Here is a 13870-nt window from a genome sequence, read left to right on the forward strand (position 1 = left end):
CCTCTTTACAAATAATATAAAAATTTTATTAATATAAACTTAGCCATACGCATAATAGCGCCATGTTTCAAAATATTTAATAGTTTTGACAAATTATATAATACACCTCACAACCTTTCCGTATATCTCGAAGTGGCGTTGATCTTCATTGAGGTTTACTTCCTCTCTTGCAGTCTTGACCAAAATTTTGCATGCCAACAAAAAAACGGTTTACCCAATATTTCCCAATCCACGCCAAGATCTTTGACCGGCTGAAATGGCGGATAATTATCGTTGAAGCTTATGATGCGTATGTCACCGTTTCCAAGAAATTGAACTGATTTTATTTGTACCGTGTCTCCATAGCGCACAAGATAGATCCCATCCATAAGTATTACGTCTCGTCCGTTTACCATATCGAAAAATATAATATCGTTCTCATAAAATTTTGGTTCCATGGAGTCGCCTATCACTCTACCAACGATTACATTTTTTGGATTGAAATCTTTTGGGAGCAACTCCATCGGTATATAAATGGATTCCAATATCTCTGCGTTCAAAACAGCTTCTGCCCCAGCGCCTATATCCATTAAAGGCAGACGGTACATATCTCTAAGAACTTGCAGCTCTGGAAGCTCGCTAACATACTTTTTGGGGTTGTTGTGAAGTTCGTCTTTAACGATCATCTCTTTTTTTGATGGGTCGAAGAGATCTTGTTCTGTTACACCTAAAGCATCAGCTATTTTTCTTATCATTTCTTCGTCTCTTGGAAATCGTCTGCCATTTGCCCAATGAATTACGGTAGCTGTCGCAACACCAATTTGTTTAGCTAGTTGTTCGCCCGTTATCTTCTTTTCATCCATATAGTGTCGAAGATTTTTGGCAAACCAATTCATTTCAAACCTTTCAAATATGTAGGATAAATACTAATTGTATCAGATATAAAAGTACAAAATGGATTACAATTAAGCACCGTTTAATAATACATATCGTATTATTCAATTATGGAAACAATTAGAACTACTATAAAATCTGAACTTATTAATTCCTATAAAAGGGTATTAGGCTACAAACCAAGCACTCCTCTTGTGAACATGATACTTAGAGGTGACAGAAAACCAAATCCAGAAGTTAGGTTTGATCTCCATCAAAGAGGAGTTATTCCATTTTCTGCCTGGCTCGACATCAAATCCTATTTAAATCATAACAGCAAAGAGTGCACCAATACCAATACATCAAAGGGGGAGAAGGTATTATGAAACATGGAGAAAAAGACATACTTGAAAAAAGATTGAAAGATCTCGAGAAAAGAGTAAAAGAACTTGAAAATAGAAATTGTTTCAAGAGTGATGGAGATGATTTTAGCGCGGTCTTGCCTATAAGAGACGGCAAGACGGTCAAGATTGTCTCTGAAGCTCAATCTTCAGAATTTCAGCAACACGGTGGTTGACAATGCGTGCATTGTCTTCATTATATGCTTTTTCATTTAGTTTGATCATGTCATTCAATGCGCCAATTATCTCATCCTGTTCAAGGATTCCTTTGGCTTTTAAAACATCAATGAGCCAGGTGCATATTTGGTATGAAGCTATGGCGGCTGTCTTTTCCAACGGGACTACTTCGTCTTTCACTTTTTTTAAATCAATATTTTTTTCCATTTCATTTCCTTTCGTTCGAAATATAACAAATTATATCAAAGGGATTCATCGTGAGTTACACATTTAACAAAGCGCCAAAAGACAGGGACCTACTAAAGAAGATTAGAAGCTCCATCGTGAAGGACATAAGAAGAAATGGGCTCACTATGGAAGATTTTGCGCACGAAATTGGATTAAGTGAGGGGACGCTTGAAAACAAGTTGAAACCTGCGAGCCCATATGACCTGACACTTACGGAGTTCATTCATATAATGGATATTACTGCCGCCTACTCTCCTCTTGAATATATAGCCAAACGCTATGGCTACACCCTTTGCAAGCCAGAAACAAATCCTCAAAAATCAGATGATCCAGTTATTGCAGTCACACTACAGGCATTTAGCCTTGAGGAAGTGCAAGGTAGCCTTGCAAAAACTATCAAAGAGGCAATAGCTGATGGTGTATTAGATGAGGCAGAAAAAAGCCAAATTAATGATATCGCCCATCAGCTTAGAAAGCTTGCAGCTGAACTACAGGAGAGTTTGAAATGACTCTCCGCAATACCTTTACCGCAGTGAATGCCCGCAGGTTTTGTTGGTCCTTTCCTGCGGTAAGGGTATTGAAAATTAATCGAAGGACCAACTATGAGAGATAGTTTTGTATTCTACAAATCATATTATGAAGCGATAGAACTTCTACCAAAAAACCAAAGAGCTGACGCTTATCGTGCAATTTTTGAATTAATGTTTAATGATAATGATATTACCGATGAACTTCCAAACACTGCTAAAGCAATCTTTTTAATGGCAAAACCAACACTTGAAGCAAATAATAAACGATATGAGAATGGTAAGAAAGGCGGTAGACCTAAAAAAGCTAATGAAAACCAAGAGGAGAATGAAACAGAAACCAAAACAGAACCTAACCAAAAACCAAATGAAAACCTAAGCCATAACCAAACTAAAACCGAAACAAAACCTAATGTAAATGTAAATGTAAATGATAATGTAAATGTAAATGTAAATGATAATAAAGAGATAGATAAGGTCTCGGTTCATTTTTTCTTCTCGGATAATCAATGCGTAGGCAAAAATAGCACTTGTAAAAGAAAATCGGCTATGACAATTAATGGCAAGTATTATTGCTCACAGCATGGCAGGATTGAATTATCAAAACTCGGCAAAATGGATTTATATAAAGAAGCCGATATGCCTTTACTTGATAAATGCTTGCAAGATGAGAAGGTGCAAGCTGGACTTGAGATCATAGGCAAAGATGAAGCATTTCTCAAAGAGCTTCTTGCTTACAGGAGAAAAATCAAAAAGCCATTCAAGACGGAACTAGGCGTTAGAGGCGTATTGAAAAATCTGCATGATACGAGTATAGCTACTGGCAAAAGTATTGATGAGCTTTTTGCGTATATGCAAGAGCGTGAATGGCAGACAATACAGGCTGACTATCTGCGGAGCAGTTCACCACAAAAAACATCAAGCAAACAGGACAACTTCAAACAAGAGGCAATGGAAGCGATAAGCAGCTTTGCAAGTAGAGCGAAAGGAGTAGAGCATGTTGGCTGATACGGTAGAAACAAGAGCGGAATTTGCAAAGATTTTACAATTCGTCAGCAGAAGTGTGACAGGCGACAGCTTGAGCGACGATGTGCTTGAGAGCTACTGGTTTGTATTGCAAGATGAGTTTAGTAGCACAAGGGAATTTGGCGAAGCTGCTAAGAAGCTCCTCAAATCCTGGAACTACTCCTACATGCCAAAGCCAGCGCATTTTATCCAGGCTTTGCAAAATGAAACTGACTTGGATCTCATCGCAAACAAAGCATACACAACCGCAAAAGCTACGGCTATCAATATTGGAGTCTATGAAAATATCGAATTTGACGATCCGTTTATAGCTGAGACCATTTTTACGCTCTTTGGCAGTTGGAAAGAGTTTCACGATCACGTAGCATACTTCAACTCAGACGATACCTGGATCAAAAAGGATTTTGTGGATGCATACAAGCGGATCGCAAAAGCTGGAAACATCAGAGGCACAAAGCTTGTAGGCTATCTCAAAAGCGATTTCAAAGAACCGAAGCTTATTCATTGCGATTATTTACCGCCAAAAGTAAGACAGGAACAGCAAAAACAGATCGCAACGAGTGTGCTTCGGAAAATTCCGAATAAGCGAGTAGTGAATGGCTAAGAAAAAGCAAGAGCGTATTCGTAAGCGCTTCTTTGCCGATTGTTACAACTGCACCGCAAGTTTTGAAGCTGAAAGATACGAAGATACGCAAAAGCATTGCAGTTGTGGTGTGAAACTGACGTGGAATGATAGCCATAAGCTAAAAAGCGTTGAGGGTGTGAGATGAATAAAATTATTGGCAAAATCAAAAGAAGCTACAAACCAAACGAACATGATGAGCAGTCAAAAGTAGTTGAATTTTGCAGGTGGAACAATATCCCGATATTTGCTATTCCAAACGGTGCGTGGATTCCAATCAAAAACCATGCCATGCGATCAAAGTACATCAATAAACTTAAACGAGAAGGAATGAGTCCAGGAGTACCGGATCTGTGTATTCCTATGCCAAACGGCGAGTATCACGGACTCTATATCGAGATGAAGGTGAAGGGCGGTTTTTTGAGAGATGAGCAGAAAAAGTGGATCAAGGAGTTGAACAAGCAAGGTTACAAAGCAATTGTTTGTTACTCGGCTGATGAGGCGATAGAGGCTATCCGGGAGTATAACGATGGCTAAAAAACTGACGCAAAAACAAGAGAAATTTTGTCTTGAGTATGTAAAAACAGGAAATGCAAGCGAGGCGTATAGAAGAGCTTATAACGCTAAAAATATGAAAGATGAAACTATTTGGTCAAAAGCTTCAATGTTGTTGGAAAGGGATAAGGTTAGGGTAAGGGTTGAAGAGCTGAGAAAAAAAGCCGAAGATGAAGCAATCATGAGTGTGCAAGAACTTATGCAGTTTTACACTGAGGTGATACGACACGATGGAGTAGAGATGAAGGATCGACTCAAAGCCGCTGATCAACTGAGCAAACTTAGAGGCGACTATACGCAAAAGATTGAGCACAAAGGCATCGTGCCAGTAGATGTGGAGATAGTCATTGGCAAAGATTAAATATATCCCGCTAAAGCCATTTGAAGCGCTTGTGAAGCCGTATCGCTATAAAGTCTATTATGGCGGAAGAGGAAGCGCTAAAAGCTACAATTTCGCTTTGACGCTTCTTGTACTTGCAAGTCAAAAAACTCTTAGAGTTCTTTGTGCGCGGGAGTTTCAAAACTCCATCAGTGACAGCGTCCATAGACTCTTGAGCGACCTCATAGATAAATACCAGCTGCCAAACTTTGAAGTAACGCAAAGAGAGATTAGGAACAAACTGACTGGAAGCGAGTTTATTTTCAAAGGACTCAGACATAATATTCAATCCATCAAATCGACCGAAGGCGTGGATATATGCTGGGTTGAAGAGGCGCAAACTGTGAGTGAGGAGAGTTGGCAAATACTTATCCCGACCATCAGAAAGCCAGGAAGCGAGATATGGGTCAGTTTCAACCCATACTTTGTAGAAGATCCAACTTATCAACGATTTGTGGTCAATCCTCCATCAAATGCTTTTGTTAAAAAGGTTACCTACGAAGACAACCCATACTTTCCAGATGTCCTAAGAGAAGAGATGGAGTACGATAAAAGAACGGATTATGAGCGGTATATGCACGTATGGGAGGGCGAATGCATTACTTACAGCGATGCGCAGGTTTTTAGGGATAAATTCGTAATCGATACGATAGATGTTGGTAATTCTAAAGAGGTTTACTATGGCGCTGACTGGGGCTTTGCGGTGGACCCTACAACGCTTGTAAGAGTGTGGGCAATAGGAGAGTATCTCTACATCGACCAAGAAGCATACAAAGTAGGCTGCACCCTCGATGATACGCCAAATCTGTTTGAAAAAGTCGCAGGCAGCAGGAAACATATCATACGAGCGGACAGCTCACGACCAGAGACGATCAATTTTCTCAATTCAAGAGGATTTACGATAAGACCCGCTCCAAAATGGCAAGGAAGCGTAGAGGATGGGATCGAGTTTATGAAAAGTTTCAAAAAGATCATCATCAATCCAAACTGCAAGCATACCGCCGAAGAGTTTAGGCTCTATAGCTACAAGACTAATAGTGCAGGGGATATATTGCCCCAACTAGAAGATAAGAATAATCACTGCATCGATGCTATCAGGTATGCATTATCGCCTTTGATTCGCAAGAGGAACAGCGCAAAATCAATGAAGATAGGGTTGATATGAGATACAAGACGCTCCCATTTGAGACTTTACAGCTGGTGCTTGATGAGGAGAACTATAAAAAGGTAATTAAATTTTGCGCTGGATATTCTATTTTATTTCCAAAAAGAAAGATAATGTCAAAACTTATTGTAGATAGTTACAAAAAGATGAGAAAAGCTGGTATGAGCAAACCTTCATCTGTGTTAAGATTGGCCCAGGAGTATGGAAAAAGTCGGCAAGGGATATATGAGATCCTTAGGAAGAACGGACTATGATAGATAAAGAAGCCCAAAAGCTCTATGAACGCATAAAAGAACTGTTGCAAAAGGGATATTCTATTAAAGAGATAGAAGAGATTTTGCTTGAAGAGTTTGGACAATTTAACGAAAAGGTCCAAGAGTATATCGAGTCTGAAATTAAACCAACTTTGAAGAGTATCCCGCCAGAAATTCTCATAGGAGCAAAACTTTCAGATGTGCTCTATGCAAACGCAAAAGAGGCTGCACAAAGAGCAAGTTACATAATCAAAGAACATATCAAATCGAAAAAGACGATCGGGGAACTTGCAAGAAAGCTTTATGAAGGGTATGGCTTTAGAGATAAAGAGGTGGTAGAAGCCAAAAAGAAGCTGCCAAAATACCTGCAAAAAGAGCTTAACAATCCAAATGCCCAAAGAAAACTTTTAAAGCAGGTCAATAAGCTTAAAACATTGCCATTAAGAGCAGGTTATACGCATCTATTGGAAGTAATAGAAAAAAAGAACAAAAAAGCACTGGATAAGGCTCTTAGAGTTGCAATAGAAGAAAAAGCGAGGTTTTATGCAAATAGAATTGCTCAAACTGAAATTTTTAGAGCAAAAAATTGGCAAAATGCGGTGGAATATCTTGAAGATGATGAAGTGGAGTTTGTAAAGTTTGAGATGAGTTCCTCCCACCCAAAAACAGATATTTGTGATTTTTATGCAAATCTCGATATCGGCTATGGCAAAGGAGTAGTGCCGAAGGAGCAGATGCGAACACTACCGCTGCATCCATTTTGTAGGTGTAAATACATACCTCACTATCTTACATCAAAAGAGAAAGAACGATTCAAAAAGATCAGGCCAAAAAGTTTTAAACAAGCCCAAAAAGAGACAATGGCAAAATTTAGCAAATATGAACAAAAGGAGATCCTTGGTAGTTATCAAAAGCTCGAGGAGTTTAAACGAGGAGAGGATATTGAGAGGATTTTTAATAGACTTAGACCAAAGTATCCAATAAGAAAATACAAAGAGGTATTACAAGGCAAAAAATTGTATAATGAGATGATGAGAGAAGCGATAAAAGAGGAATTAGAAGAGTTTTTGAGAATTGATAAAAAAATTTATCAAGCTATCATTGAACTAAATGAGGATAATTTTAAGGATTTGTGGCTAAATGAAAAGGAGTACAAAAAGCATGTTATCAAAAGAAAGGAGGAAGGGGCTGTTGACAGTGAAGAAGATTACATAAGAAGAATACAAGAGGCTTTTTTTGAGCCAGATATAATTATATGGAAAAAATTTACAAACGAATTCAAGAAACAGCACAAGAGACATGACAGAATATATTACAATACGGGCGATGTTTGGGTAGATGTATTTTTTGAAAATGGAAAGATATCAACGGCATTTGTTTTGAGTAAAAATTTTTCTGATATAATATTTAAAGGTGATGCTAAAACATTTGAGATTTTAAACATTCCTGTGAAGAAGGTTAGAAAATGAAAAATAAAGATTATGCCCAATTGATAAAAACTTACAATGTAGAATTGAAATATGCAGATTTTGAGGAAGCGGATAGTTATGTATTTGAAGATTTAACTATCCCTATCCGTCTTGAACTTCAAAAATATCCTGATGCTCTTGATAAAATTGTAGAAGCTGATAAAAAACTCGTGGAAAGATATGAAAAGCTCCCAAAGGGATATTTCAAAGATATTTTGACCCCTATTTACAAGCTCGCTCTTAAAAATCTCAAAAAACATAATATAGAAGCAGCTTAAGATTATTTTTGTTGCTTTTCTAAATCTTCTAACTCGCTTCTAATCTTATCCATATCTTCAATATCAATGGAATTTAAATCATTATTAATAATCTGCAGCAACTTTAATCTTTCATATGTAGGTGCCGAATACCCAAGTTCTTTGAACGCTTCAAGCGTACTAAACTCTTTTGTAATATCTACAATGCTGAAGCTTTTTGAGTATTGGATAGTTATATCATTGTTGATGTTCAAATACTTGCAAACAATATCAAATAGTCTTGCCTCAAAATCTTCCAATCTCATAGCAAAGTTGGATAATGAGCTATTGAGTCCTTGAAATTTGATATCAAGCGCAATTCCGCTCTCTTGAGCCTGGTTCGTGGTGAAGTTGTATGTAATTTTATCTATTAGTGATTCAAGTTTTTCAATCTCTTCTTGATAGATATTGGCCGGTCCTACTTCTGGAGCGATGAAGCTTGGGCGCGTCATCTCTTTGCCGTAAATGATGGCGTTGTCTGTAGAGAGCTTGAGTTCAAAATCGCTTGGACTATCCGCTTGGATTGTTAAAACGCTAAATGTTTGTCCCCGCATGATTTCATCTAGTTCGCTTCTTAGATTGTACAGCCTTTTGGCGATTGAAGCAACTTGTGTGAACTCGCCAACATCTGGAAATTTCCCGGTCTCGCTGAATATTAAAACTGGGGTTATGCCTAAATTGTGCTTACCTGATTCAATGATTTCACCACCTTGAAGCACCTGCCAAGATGTTTTGTCGAAATATCGTTCTACATTGATAATATTTGGATTGCCAGGCTCGGATCTGTCTATTGTGTCTTTGAATTTTACATACTCGAAGTTGCCGTATGCGTCTATTTTATATTCCGTGATGTTTTCTGGGGCAATGGATGTGAAAAAGGGAAGAGCCCTGTTTTTGAGTTGATCTCCTATTGTCTGTCCGACATCCTTTGGCATATCCACAAGAACTATTCCGACTCCTCTGACTTTTGATTCTTTTGCAAAATTGGACATGAACACGTCTGTATCATTGCCTCGCTTGTCGCAATCATCAAAAACCATTTGAATAAATTTGTTGGATGAAGTCCTTATCGGTCTGTTTTTGAAGATATACCCGATATATCGTGCAACGTTTGGAGCAAAAAGGTTGGTATAGAAGGCTATTTTTTGTCTGTTGCTGTATTTTTCGTCGCTTTCTCTTGGATATTTGTCGATATATCCACCATCGCTGAATCCGCCATCGCCTTTATATGCCTCATAGGCAAACTGCCATGTTTGTTTATAGTCCATCTACAAATCTCCCAAATATTTGATTTACATCACTGCTTGCTTCATCCAGTGCGTCGTATAGGAACGGATCGCCTTTGTAACCAGGATGTCTTACTGCTTTGGCAAAGGCGAATATTGTTTTTTCTTGCACTCTGTCTTTAGCTCTGTAATCTGAATGGTATACATTGCTGTCTTTGCTCCACCGAAGAGCTTTTTTAAATCTTGGATGAATAAAGTGTGGCTGTGACCCAAAATGGACAAAAAGAGCATAATTGATGCTTTTTCCTTTCCAGTCAACCATCATCCCTTCATCACTTATCCCAACTACTGCTGTATCGCACCCACTCTTTTTTTTGTATAAATTGTGCTCCATTTTTCCGGTTTTATGGTGTTTTGCCATATTCTTTTTTGCTAAGTCGTGTGTTTTATTCAAAAGAGTTGTTATTAAATCACATTTGCTGTCTTTATCCAGCTTTTTAAAAAGAGTTTGCAGTTCGCTAAGTCCTTGTATCTCTACTCTCAACTGATATCCTTCAGTGCAAAACTCATCATTGCAACCTTGAAGTTTTTGACAACGTCTTTATCAAAAACCGCTCTTTGGAAATAACATATACCGGTGCCAATCTGTTTTAGGTGAAGCGCACTTTTAATACTTACAACAAAATCCATATGTTCTTGGTAGGTCTCTTGAAGAGTCTCTTTGATATCCGTGCCGATATAGACTTCAAACTCAAGATCTTCTCTGTTGAATTCTCCAGTCTCGTTCACAGATGGCACGATTCTAATAAACGGCGTATCGTCCGCGCTGATTCCTTCTTCTATGCCAAGCTCTACACTCTTTGCTCCTATTGTGAGTAGTATATTTTTGATTTCAAGCAGCAATTCAAACATATTACCCCCTCGCTATAGACATACTTGAGATATTGGATGGAGAGTTTGTTTTGGCTTTTTTGTATGTCTCATCAAGTTGGACTTTGTACGCATCATACTTCTCTTTCATACCGTCTGCTTCTATATGCCTAATGGCAATCTGTGTGTAGACTTTTGCTTTTACAAACTGCTCTTTGTAAAGCTCATCCGTGATACCGAGTTTATCTGCTTCTTGGATGGCTTTATCCTCAAGGCTTTGCAGTTCTACATCATCTACTTTTTTGATCAAAAAGCTATCTTCATACGTATACAGCATTGAAAAGCCTTTTTGTTTGAGTTTATCACCTATTTGTCAACTTTTTACCCCCATTTCTTTACAAAGTAGTTCTATGATTTACAAAAAGACTGGAGGTCTATATGTTTCAAAAGCTACAAGAGATGCTTGAGGCAGGGAAGATTAGCGAAGAGGTGGCGAAAGTCTTGGATGACGAGATAGGTAAAGCGTTGAAAGACGTGAGAGATGAGGCTGCTAGCTGGAGGGTCAAATATAAAGAACTTCAGCAAAACTACGAAGAGGTAGCCAAATCCAAAGAGAAGCTAGAGGCTGAGTTGTCCTCATTGGACGAGAAGATCCAAAAAGCGAAAGAGGAAGGTAAAAACGAGCTTGTAAAAGAGCTTGAGGCTGAGAGAAAAGAAAAAGAGGAACTGACAAAAAGGTTAAGTGAGCTTGAGGCTTCAGCAAGAAATCTAAGAATTGAAAACGAGCTGTCACGAGCTCTATCAAAATTTGAATATGAGCCAATCGATAGCGAGATTGTCGCAGATTTTCTCAAATCGAGACATATCGATGTCGTTGATGGTGAAATTCGGTTCAAAAAAGGTGATGAGCTGATGCCTTTGGAAGAGGGCTTGAAAGCGATAGTCGAAGAGCGACCAAACCTTTTTAGGGCAAAAGGCAATCCAGGAAGCGGTATCGAAAATACGCAAAGCGGAAACTGGAGCAAGAAGAAGAGCGAAATGAGTGATGATGAAATCGAAGAGTTCGTCCAAAAACATGGACAGGAAGCATTCTTACAACTACCAGATTAAGGAGATAGGAAATGGCAATTCAAATCAAAGATACGGTAATTCAAACTACCGCGATTGACAGCATTAGAGACAATCTGCTCAATGCCAAGACTGCTACAGGCGGTGCGATTAGTGTGGGTAGAAATATCCACAAAGGCGACTACATCGAGGAAACATTCTTCGACGATTTTGGAAACATCGTGCGAAGAGACCCGACGGTCGACACGGCTGTAACGCCAGAAAGACTATCTACAAGCGAAGATGTTGCGGTCAAACTCTACTTTAGAGGGGATTTGTTTGTTACGAATACCGAGCTTGAGCGATATGGTACGACCGTTAAGAATATGAACTCTAAGATCGGAAACAAGATCGGAGAAAAGATCTCGCGATGGACAATAGAAAAAGGGCTTATAGCATTGGTTGCGGCTCTAACTTCAAGAACGGAGCTTGTCGCAGGTGACGGAACTACTGCAGCGGATGTGCAAACTCTTGCCGATGCTGTTTTCAAACTTGGAGACATGAACGAGGATGTGAAGGTGTTTGTGGCTCCATCCATGGTTGCATATCAGCTGCTTCAAAATGCGCTTAATTCTACTGCAGATCAGATTAGCTACGGTGCTGTCTATGGCGCACAGATTGGAACACTTGGTAGAAAACTTTGGATGGTCGATAACGCAGCGCTTCAATGGAGCGAGGATCTGAATGGAGATGGAGTAAACGAAAACGGATACTACACTCTTGGATTGACTCCCGGTGCAATTACTATCGATGAGAGCGAAGTTGTGAAAATCTTGAGCGATCTTGACATTACACAAGAAAACGCAGGGTATCGATTCAAGGCCGAAGGCGCTTATACGATCAAGGTAAAAGGCTTTAGCTACAACAAAGCCCAAGGTATCAACCCGAGCGACTCTGTACTTGGCAGTACTGCAAGCTGGACGCTTGTAAGCGATATTAAAGCTGCTGCAGGCGTTGTAGCCAAAACCGCATAGGAATAACCTATGAAAAGAGTAATTGATTTCAGTGGACAATATCAGGCGTCCGCTGATGAAGTTGTCGTAAGAGCAAACATCAAATTTTTCAAAAAAGAGGATTTGAGAGGCTTTGACAAGATTGTGGCATCTGAAAAAGATAAAGAAATATTTACAGGAGTTGAGAACCTTGAACTGATTGGCTCTAAAAAGAGCAGAAGAGGAGCTAAGTGATGGCAAAAAGACTCGTAAAGAACAGCGTTGTATTAGCTGCGGTCGGCGCAACGCCTACAGCATCAAATGTTGTGGATATCAGCGATCCATTTAGCCCAAGTTTTACTACAAAAACGGGTGAGTATAAGCAGTATGACGGGCAGATGGGGACCACTAAGACTTGGGTGGATGGCAACTACTTGGTGGCAAGTGGGACAATTAGTGCGTTTCTCAAGAGCAATGGTGGTGGGGCAAATGTGCCAAAACTCGATGAATTGTTCAAAATGGCAGGACTCACCGGTCAAGCAGTTGATACGGATGGTGACGGTGCAAACGATGCATATGTATATAGTCCTAATTCTGATGAATTGGCCACAGGTGAGGTAGTTTGGTATCTCGATGGCATCAAACGGCACTTTACAGGTGTGAGTGCTAATTTGAAACTCGATCTTGAAGTTGGAGCACCTGCAAAAGCACAATTTGATATCCAAGGGTACAGCGATACTCCGGTTGAAGAGCCAAATCCATCTGTAACGTTAGACAATAATGACATTTTCGTTGTTACTTCTGCTCAGGCCGTGACTCTAGGTGGTAATACATTGCCAGTTACAAGCGTTAGTTTTGATATGGGCAACCAAATCAACGAGATATATGCAATTGGTGATAAGAGCTTTTATCGATCCGATTTTGCAGCAAAAGTATCCATCACAGAAAAAGTCGGAAACGATATCGGATATTGGGGCGAGTTTTTAAGTGGCGCAATCAAGTCTCTTGAAGTGACCTTGAGCGATAGAAGTGGCAATAAGTTTGTGTTGCATCTACCAACGCTTAGCTATACAAATATCAGTGAAAGTGGAACGGATGAACTTGAAGCCACAAGAGAGTTTTTGGCAAGCAACGATTTTACGATTACATATCTATAAGGAGGGTGAGTGAAAAAATTTAGTGCAAAATTAACCGAGTTTCCATTCGAGTTTGAATTTCTCGATGGGAGCAAAGCTGAGTTCAAGTTCAAAGACCTCAATACGAAACAGATTCAGAAATTCTCAAAAGTAGGCGATATGGACGATGATGAACGTTATCAACTCCATATTGAACTGCTTGAAGAGAATATTGTAGGTGATGAAGAACTCAAGCAAAAAATGATCGAGGAACTTGAAGAGTATGGGAACATCTTTGAATTTGTAGCGGGTCTCCAGGAAGAGCTGGGAAAGCGACGCAAGAGGAGATAGAGCGTTTTTATCTATGGTGCGAGCAAAACGCAAAAGGGATCGGGGAATTGAGTTTTGATGAGGATGAACTTGAGCAGATCAAAAGCAATCCAGCATCAAAGATTGTGGTTATTGACAATCCGATCTACTTTGCAGCATCTCGCATCTTTTTGCAAGTGCCATGGGAATATGGCGGTATGGGCGGAGTAGTAGGTAAAAAATACGAGGCCGTAAAAGATTTTCTTGAATGGAATAACTTTGAGGTTAAAGAGTGGACGCCGATTTTTTTACAAGGCGGACTAATTTGGGCGCAAGAAGCACAAAAAGCGAAAGGATAGA

The 13870-nt window shown here is 39.3% G+C and carries 22 protein-coding genes; 16 read left to right on the forward strand and 6 right to left on the reverse strand.

Going from position 1 to position 13870, the window contains the following annotated elements; all coding sequences use genetic code 11:
- Window positions 1-155 precede the first annotated feature (155 nt).
- Both JG735_RS01785 and JG735_RS01790 read right to left on the reverse strand, forming a co-directional pair.
- Window positions 156-875 (reverse strand): LexA family transcriptional regulator, encoded by a 720-nt coding sequence (locus JG735_RS01785; protein WP_201335140.1) that lies wholly within the window; start codon window positions 873-875, stop codon window positions 156-158.
- A gap of 501 nt (window positions 876-1376) precedes the next feature.
- Window positions 1377-1637 (reverse strand): hypothetical protein, encoded by a 261-nt coding sequence (locus JG735_RS01790; protein ID WP_201335141.1) that lies wholly within the window; start codon window positions 1635-1637, stop codon window positions 1377-1379.
- 146 nt (window positions 1638-1783) lie between these two features.
- Here JG735_RS01790 and JG735_RS01795 point away from each other — a divergent pair, with 146 nt between their 5' ends.
- The 10 genes from JG735_RS01795 (at window position 1784) to JG735_RS01840 (ending at window position 7933) form a co-directional block, all read left to right on the forward strand.
- Window positions 1784-2167 carry a phage regulatory CII family protein gene (locus tag JG735_RS01795; RefSeq protein WP_201335142.1) on the forward strand — a complete coding sequence of 128 codons (384 nt, stop codon included), beginning with the start codon at window positions 1784-1786 and terminating at the stop codon, window positions 2165-2167.
- Window positions 2168-2260: 93 nt separating this feature from the next.
- On the forward strand, window positions 2261-3193 hold the full coding sequence (locus tag JG735_RS01800) for a DUF6291 domain-containing protein (protein WP_201335143.1): 933 nt from the start codon (window positions 2261-2263) through the stop codon (window positions 3191-3193).
- A complete protein-coding gene (locus tag JG735_RS01805; protein ID WP_201335144.1) occupies window positions 3183-3815 on the forward strand; it encodes a hypothetical protein in 633 nt (210 codons plus the stop codon). Before JG735_RS01800 ends, JG735_RS01805 begins: the two co-directional genes overlap by 11 nt.
- Entirely contained in the window at window positions 3808-3981 is a 174-nt protein-coding gene (locus JG735_RS01810; protein ID WP_201335145.1) for a hypothetical protein, read from the forward strand. The genes JG735_RS01805 and JG735_RS01810 overlap by 8 nt, the downstream gene beginning before the upstream one ends.
- Complete coding sequence (locus JG735_RS01815; RefSeq protein ID WP_201335146.1) at window positions 3978-4370, forward strand: VRR-NUC domain-containing protein; 393 nt, start codon at window positions 3978-3980, stop codon at window positions 4368-4370. The genes JG735_RS01810 and JG735_RS01815 overlap by 4 nt, the downstream gene beginning before the upstream one ends.
- Complete coding sequence (locus JG735_RS01820) at window positions 4363-4749, forward strand: terminase small subunit (RefSeq protein WP_201335147.1); 387 nt, start codon at window positions 4363-4365, stop codon at window positions 4747-4749. Before JG735_RS01815 ends, JG735_RS01820 begins: the two co-directional genes overlap by 8 nt.
- Window positions 4736-5932: a PBSX family phage terminase large subunit gene (locus JG735_RS01825; RefSeq protein ID WP_201335148.1), complete on the forward strand. Its 1197-nt coding sequence runs from the start codon at window positions 4736-4738 to the stop codon at window positions 5930-5932. The genes JG735_RS01820 and JG735_RS01825 overlap by 14 nt, the downstream gene beginning before the upstream one ends.
- Window positions 5929-6186: a hypothetical protein gene (locus JG735_RS01830; protein WP_201335149.1), complete on the forward strand. Its 258-nt coding sequence runs from the start codon at window positions 5929-5931 to the stop codon at window positions 6184-6186. Before JG735_RS01825 ends, JG735_RS01830 begins: the two co-directional genes overlap by 4 nt.
- Window positions 6183-7655: a hypothetical protein gene (locus JG735_RS01835; protein WP_201335150.1), complete on the forward strand. Its 1473-nt coding sequence runs from the start codon at window positions 6183-6185 to the stop codon at window positions 7653-7655. The genes JG735_RS01830 and JG735_RS01835 overlap by 4 nt, the downstream gene beginning before the upstream one ends.
- Window positions 7652-7933, forward strand: coding sequence for a hypothetical protein (locus JG735_RS01840; protein WP_201335151.1), 282 nt, complete (start codon window positions 7652-7654; stop codon window positions 7931-7933). Before JG735_RS01835 ends, JG735_RS01840 begins: the two co-directional genes overlap by 4 nt.
- 2 nt (window positions 7934-7935) lie before the next feature.
- On the opposite strand, the gene JG735_RS01845 is transcribed toward JG735_RS01840, so the two are convergent.
- From JG735_RS01845 to JG735_RS01860, 4 genes are read right to left on the reverse strand one after another with little or no spacing between them, the layout of a single operon-like run.
- On the reverse strand, window positions 7936-9219 hold the full coding sequence (locus JG735_RS01845) for a hypothetical protein (protein ID WP_201335152.1): 1284 nt from the start codon (window positions 9217-9219) through the stop codon (window positions 7936-7938).
- A complete protein-coding gene (locus JG735_RS01850; protein ID WP_201335153.1) occupies window positions 9209-9721 on the reverse strand; it encodes a hypothetical protein in 513 nt (170 codons plus the stop codon). Before JG735_RS01850 ends, JG735_RS01845 begins: the two co-directional genes overlap by 11 nt.
- Window positions 9718-10089 (reverse strand): hypothetical protein, encoded by a 372-nt coding sequence (locus JG735_RS01855; protein WP_201335154.1) that lies wholly within the window; start codon window positions 10087-10089, stop codon window positions 9718-9720. The genes JG735_RS01850 and JG735_RS01855 overlap by 4 nt, the downstream gene beginning before the upstream one ends.
- A gap of 1 nt (window position 10090) precedes the next feature.
- Entirely contained in the window at window positions 10091-10384 is a 294-nt protein-coding gene (locus JG735_RS01860) for a hypothetical protein (protein WP_201335155.1), read from the reverse strand.
- Window positions 10385-10485: 101 nt separating this feature from the next.
- On the opposite strand from JG735_RS01860, the gene JG735_RS01865 reads away from it, so the two are divergent.
- The 6 genes from JG735_RS01865 to JG735_RS01890 are packed head-to-tail and all read left to right on the forward strand — an operon-like array spanning window position 10486 to window position 13869.
- A complete protein-coding gene (locus tag JG735_RS01865) occupies window positions 10486-11157 on the forward strand; it encodes a hypothetical protein (RefSeq protein ID WP_201335156.1) in 672 nt (223 codons plus the stop codon).
- 11 nt (window positions 11158-11168) lie between these two features.
- Window positions 11169-12128: a major capsid protein gene (locus tag JG735_RS01870; protein ID WP_201335157.1), complete on the forward strand. Its 960-nt coding sequence runs from the start codon at window positions 11169-11171 to the stop codon at window positions 12126-12128.
- 9 nt (window positions 12129-12137) lie between these two features.
- Window positions 12138-12341: a hypothetical protein gene (locus JG735_RS01875; RefSeq protein WP_201335158.1), complete on the forward strand. Its 204-nt coding sequence runs from the start codon at window positions 12138-12140 to the stop codon at window positions 12339-12341.
- On the forward strand, window positions 12341-13243 hold the full coding sequence (locus tag JG735_RS01880) for a phage tail tube protein (protein ID WP_201335159.1): 903 nt from the start codon (window positions 12341-12343) through the stop codon (window positions 13241-13243). Before JG735_RS01875 ends, JG735_RS01880 begins: the two co-directional genes overlap by 1 nt.
- Before the next feature lie 9 nt (window positions 13244-13252).
- The gene (locus JG735_RS01885) at window positions 13253-13552 is read left to right on the forward strand and encodes a hypothetical protein (protein WP_012081851.1); all 300 of its coding nucleotides are present in this window, start codon (window positions 13253-13255) and stop codon (window positions 13550-13552) included.
- A 47-nt stretch (window positions 13553-13599) separates the two neighbouring features.
- Window positions 13600-13869: a hypothetical protein gene (locus JG735_RS01890; protein ID WP_201335160.1), complete on the forward strand. Its 270-nt coding sequence runs from the start codon at window positions 13600-13602 to the stop codon at window positions 13867-13869.
- Window position 13870 lies beyond the last annotated feature (1 nt).

The sequence above is a fragment of the Nitratiruptor sp. YY08-10 genome (genome assembly GCF_016629565.1).
Lineage (GTDB): Bacteria > Campylobacterota > Campylobacteria > Campylobacterales > Nitratiruptoraceae > Nitratiruptor.

Excerpts from the sequence above, each read along its gene's own strand:
- JG735_RS01785 (WP_201335140.1), bottom strand. The coding sequence starts at position 875 with ATGAATTGGTTTGCCAAAAATCTTCGACACTATATGGATGAAAAGAAG.
- JG735_RS01790 (WP_201335141.1), bottom strand. The coding sequence starts at position 1,637 with ATGGAAAAAAATATTGATTTAAAAAAAGTGAAAGACGAAGTAGTCCCG.
- JG735_RS01795 (WP_201335142.1), top strand. The coding sequence starts at position 1,784 with ATGGAAGATTTTGCGCACGAAATTGGATTAAGTGAGGGGACGCTTGAA.
- JG735_RS01800 (WP_201335143.1), top strand. The coding sequence starts at position 2,261 with ATGAGAGATAGTTTTGTATTCTACAAATCATATTATGAAGCGATAGAA.
- JG735_RS01805 (WP_201335144.1), top strand. The coding sequence starts at position 3,183 with ATGTTGGCTGATACGGTAGAAACAAGAGCGGAATTTGCAAAGATTTTA.
- JG735_RS01810 (WP_201335145.1), top strand. The coding sequence starts at position 3,808 with ATGGCTAAGAAAAAGCAAGAGCGTATTCGTAAGCGCTTCTTTGCCGAT.
- JG735_RS01815 (WP_201335146.1), top strand. The coding sequence starts at position 3,978 with ATGAATAAAATTATTGGCAAAATCAAAAGAAGCTACAAACCAAACGAA.
- JG735_RS01820 (WP_201335147.1), top strand. The coding sequence starts at position 4,363 with ATGGCTAAAAAACTGACGCAAAAACAAGAGAAATTTTGTCTTGAGTAT.
- JG735_RS01830 (WP_201335149.1), top strand. The coding sequence starts at position 5,929 with ATGAGATACAAGACGCTCCCATTTGAGACTTTACAGCTGGTGCTTGAT.
- JG735_RS01835 (WP_201335150.1), top strand. The coding sequence starts at position 6,183 with ATGATAGATAAAGAAGCCCAAAAGCTCTATGAACGCATAAAAGAACTG.
- JG735_RS01840 (WP_201335151.1), top strand. The coding sequence starts at position 7,652 with ATGAAAAATAAAGATTATGCCCAATTGATAAAAACTTACAATGTAGAA.
- JG735_RS01845 (WP_201335152.1), bottom strand. The coding sequence starts at position 9,219 with ATGGACTATAAACAAACATGGCAGTTTGCCTATGAGGCATATAAAGGC.
- JG735_RS01855 (WP_201335154.1), bottom strand. The coding sequence starts at position 10,089 with ATGTTTGAATTGCTGCTTGAAATCAAAAATATACTACTCACAATAGGA.
- JG735_RS01860 (WP_201335155.1), bottom strand. The coding sequence starts at position 10,384 with ATGCTGTATACGTATGAAGATAGCTTTTTGATCAAAAAAGTAGATGAT.
- JG735_RS01865 (WP_201335156.1), top strand. The coding sequence starts at position 10,486 with ATGTTTCAAAAGCTACAAGAGATGCTTGAGGCAGGGAAGATTAGCGAA.
- JG735_RS01870 (WP_201335157.1), top strand. The coding sequence starts at position 11,169 with ATGGCAATTCAAATCAAAGATACGGTAATTCAAACTACCGCGATTGAC.
- JG735_RS01875 (WP_201335158.1), top strand. The coding sequence starts at position 12,138 with ATGAAAAGAGTAATTGATTTCAGTGGACAATATCAGGCGTCCGCTGAT.
- JG735_RS01880 (WP_201335159.1), top strand. The coding sequence starts at position 12,341 with ATGGCAAAAAGACTCGTAAAGAACAGCGTTGTATTAGCTGCGGTCGGC.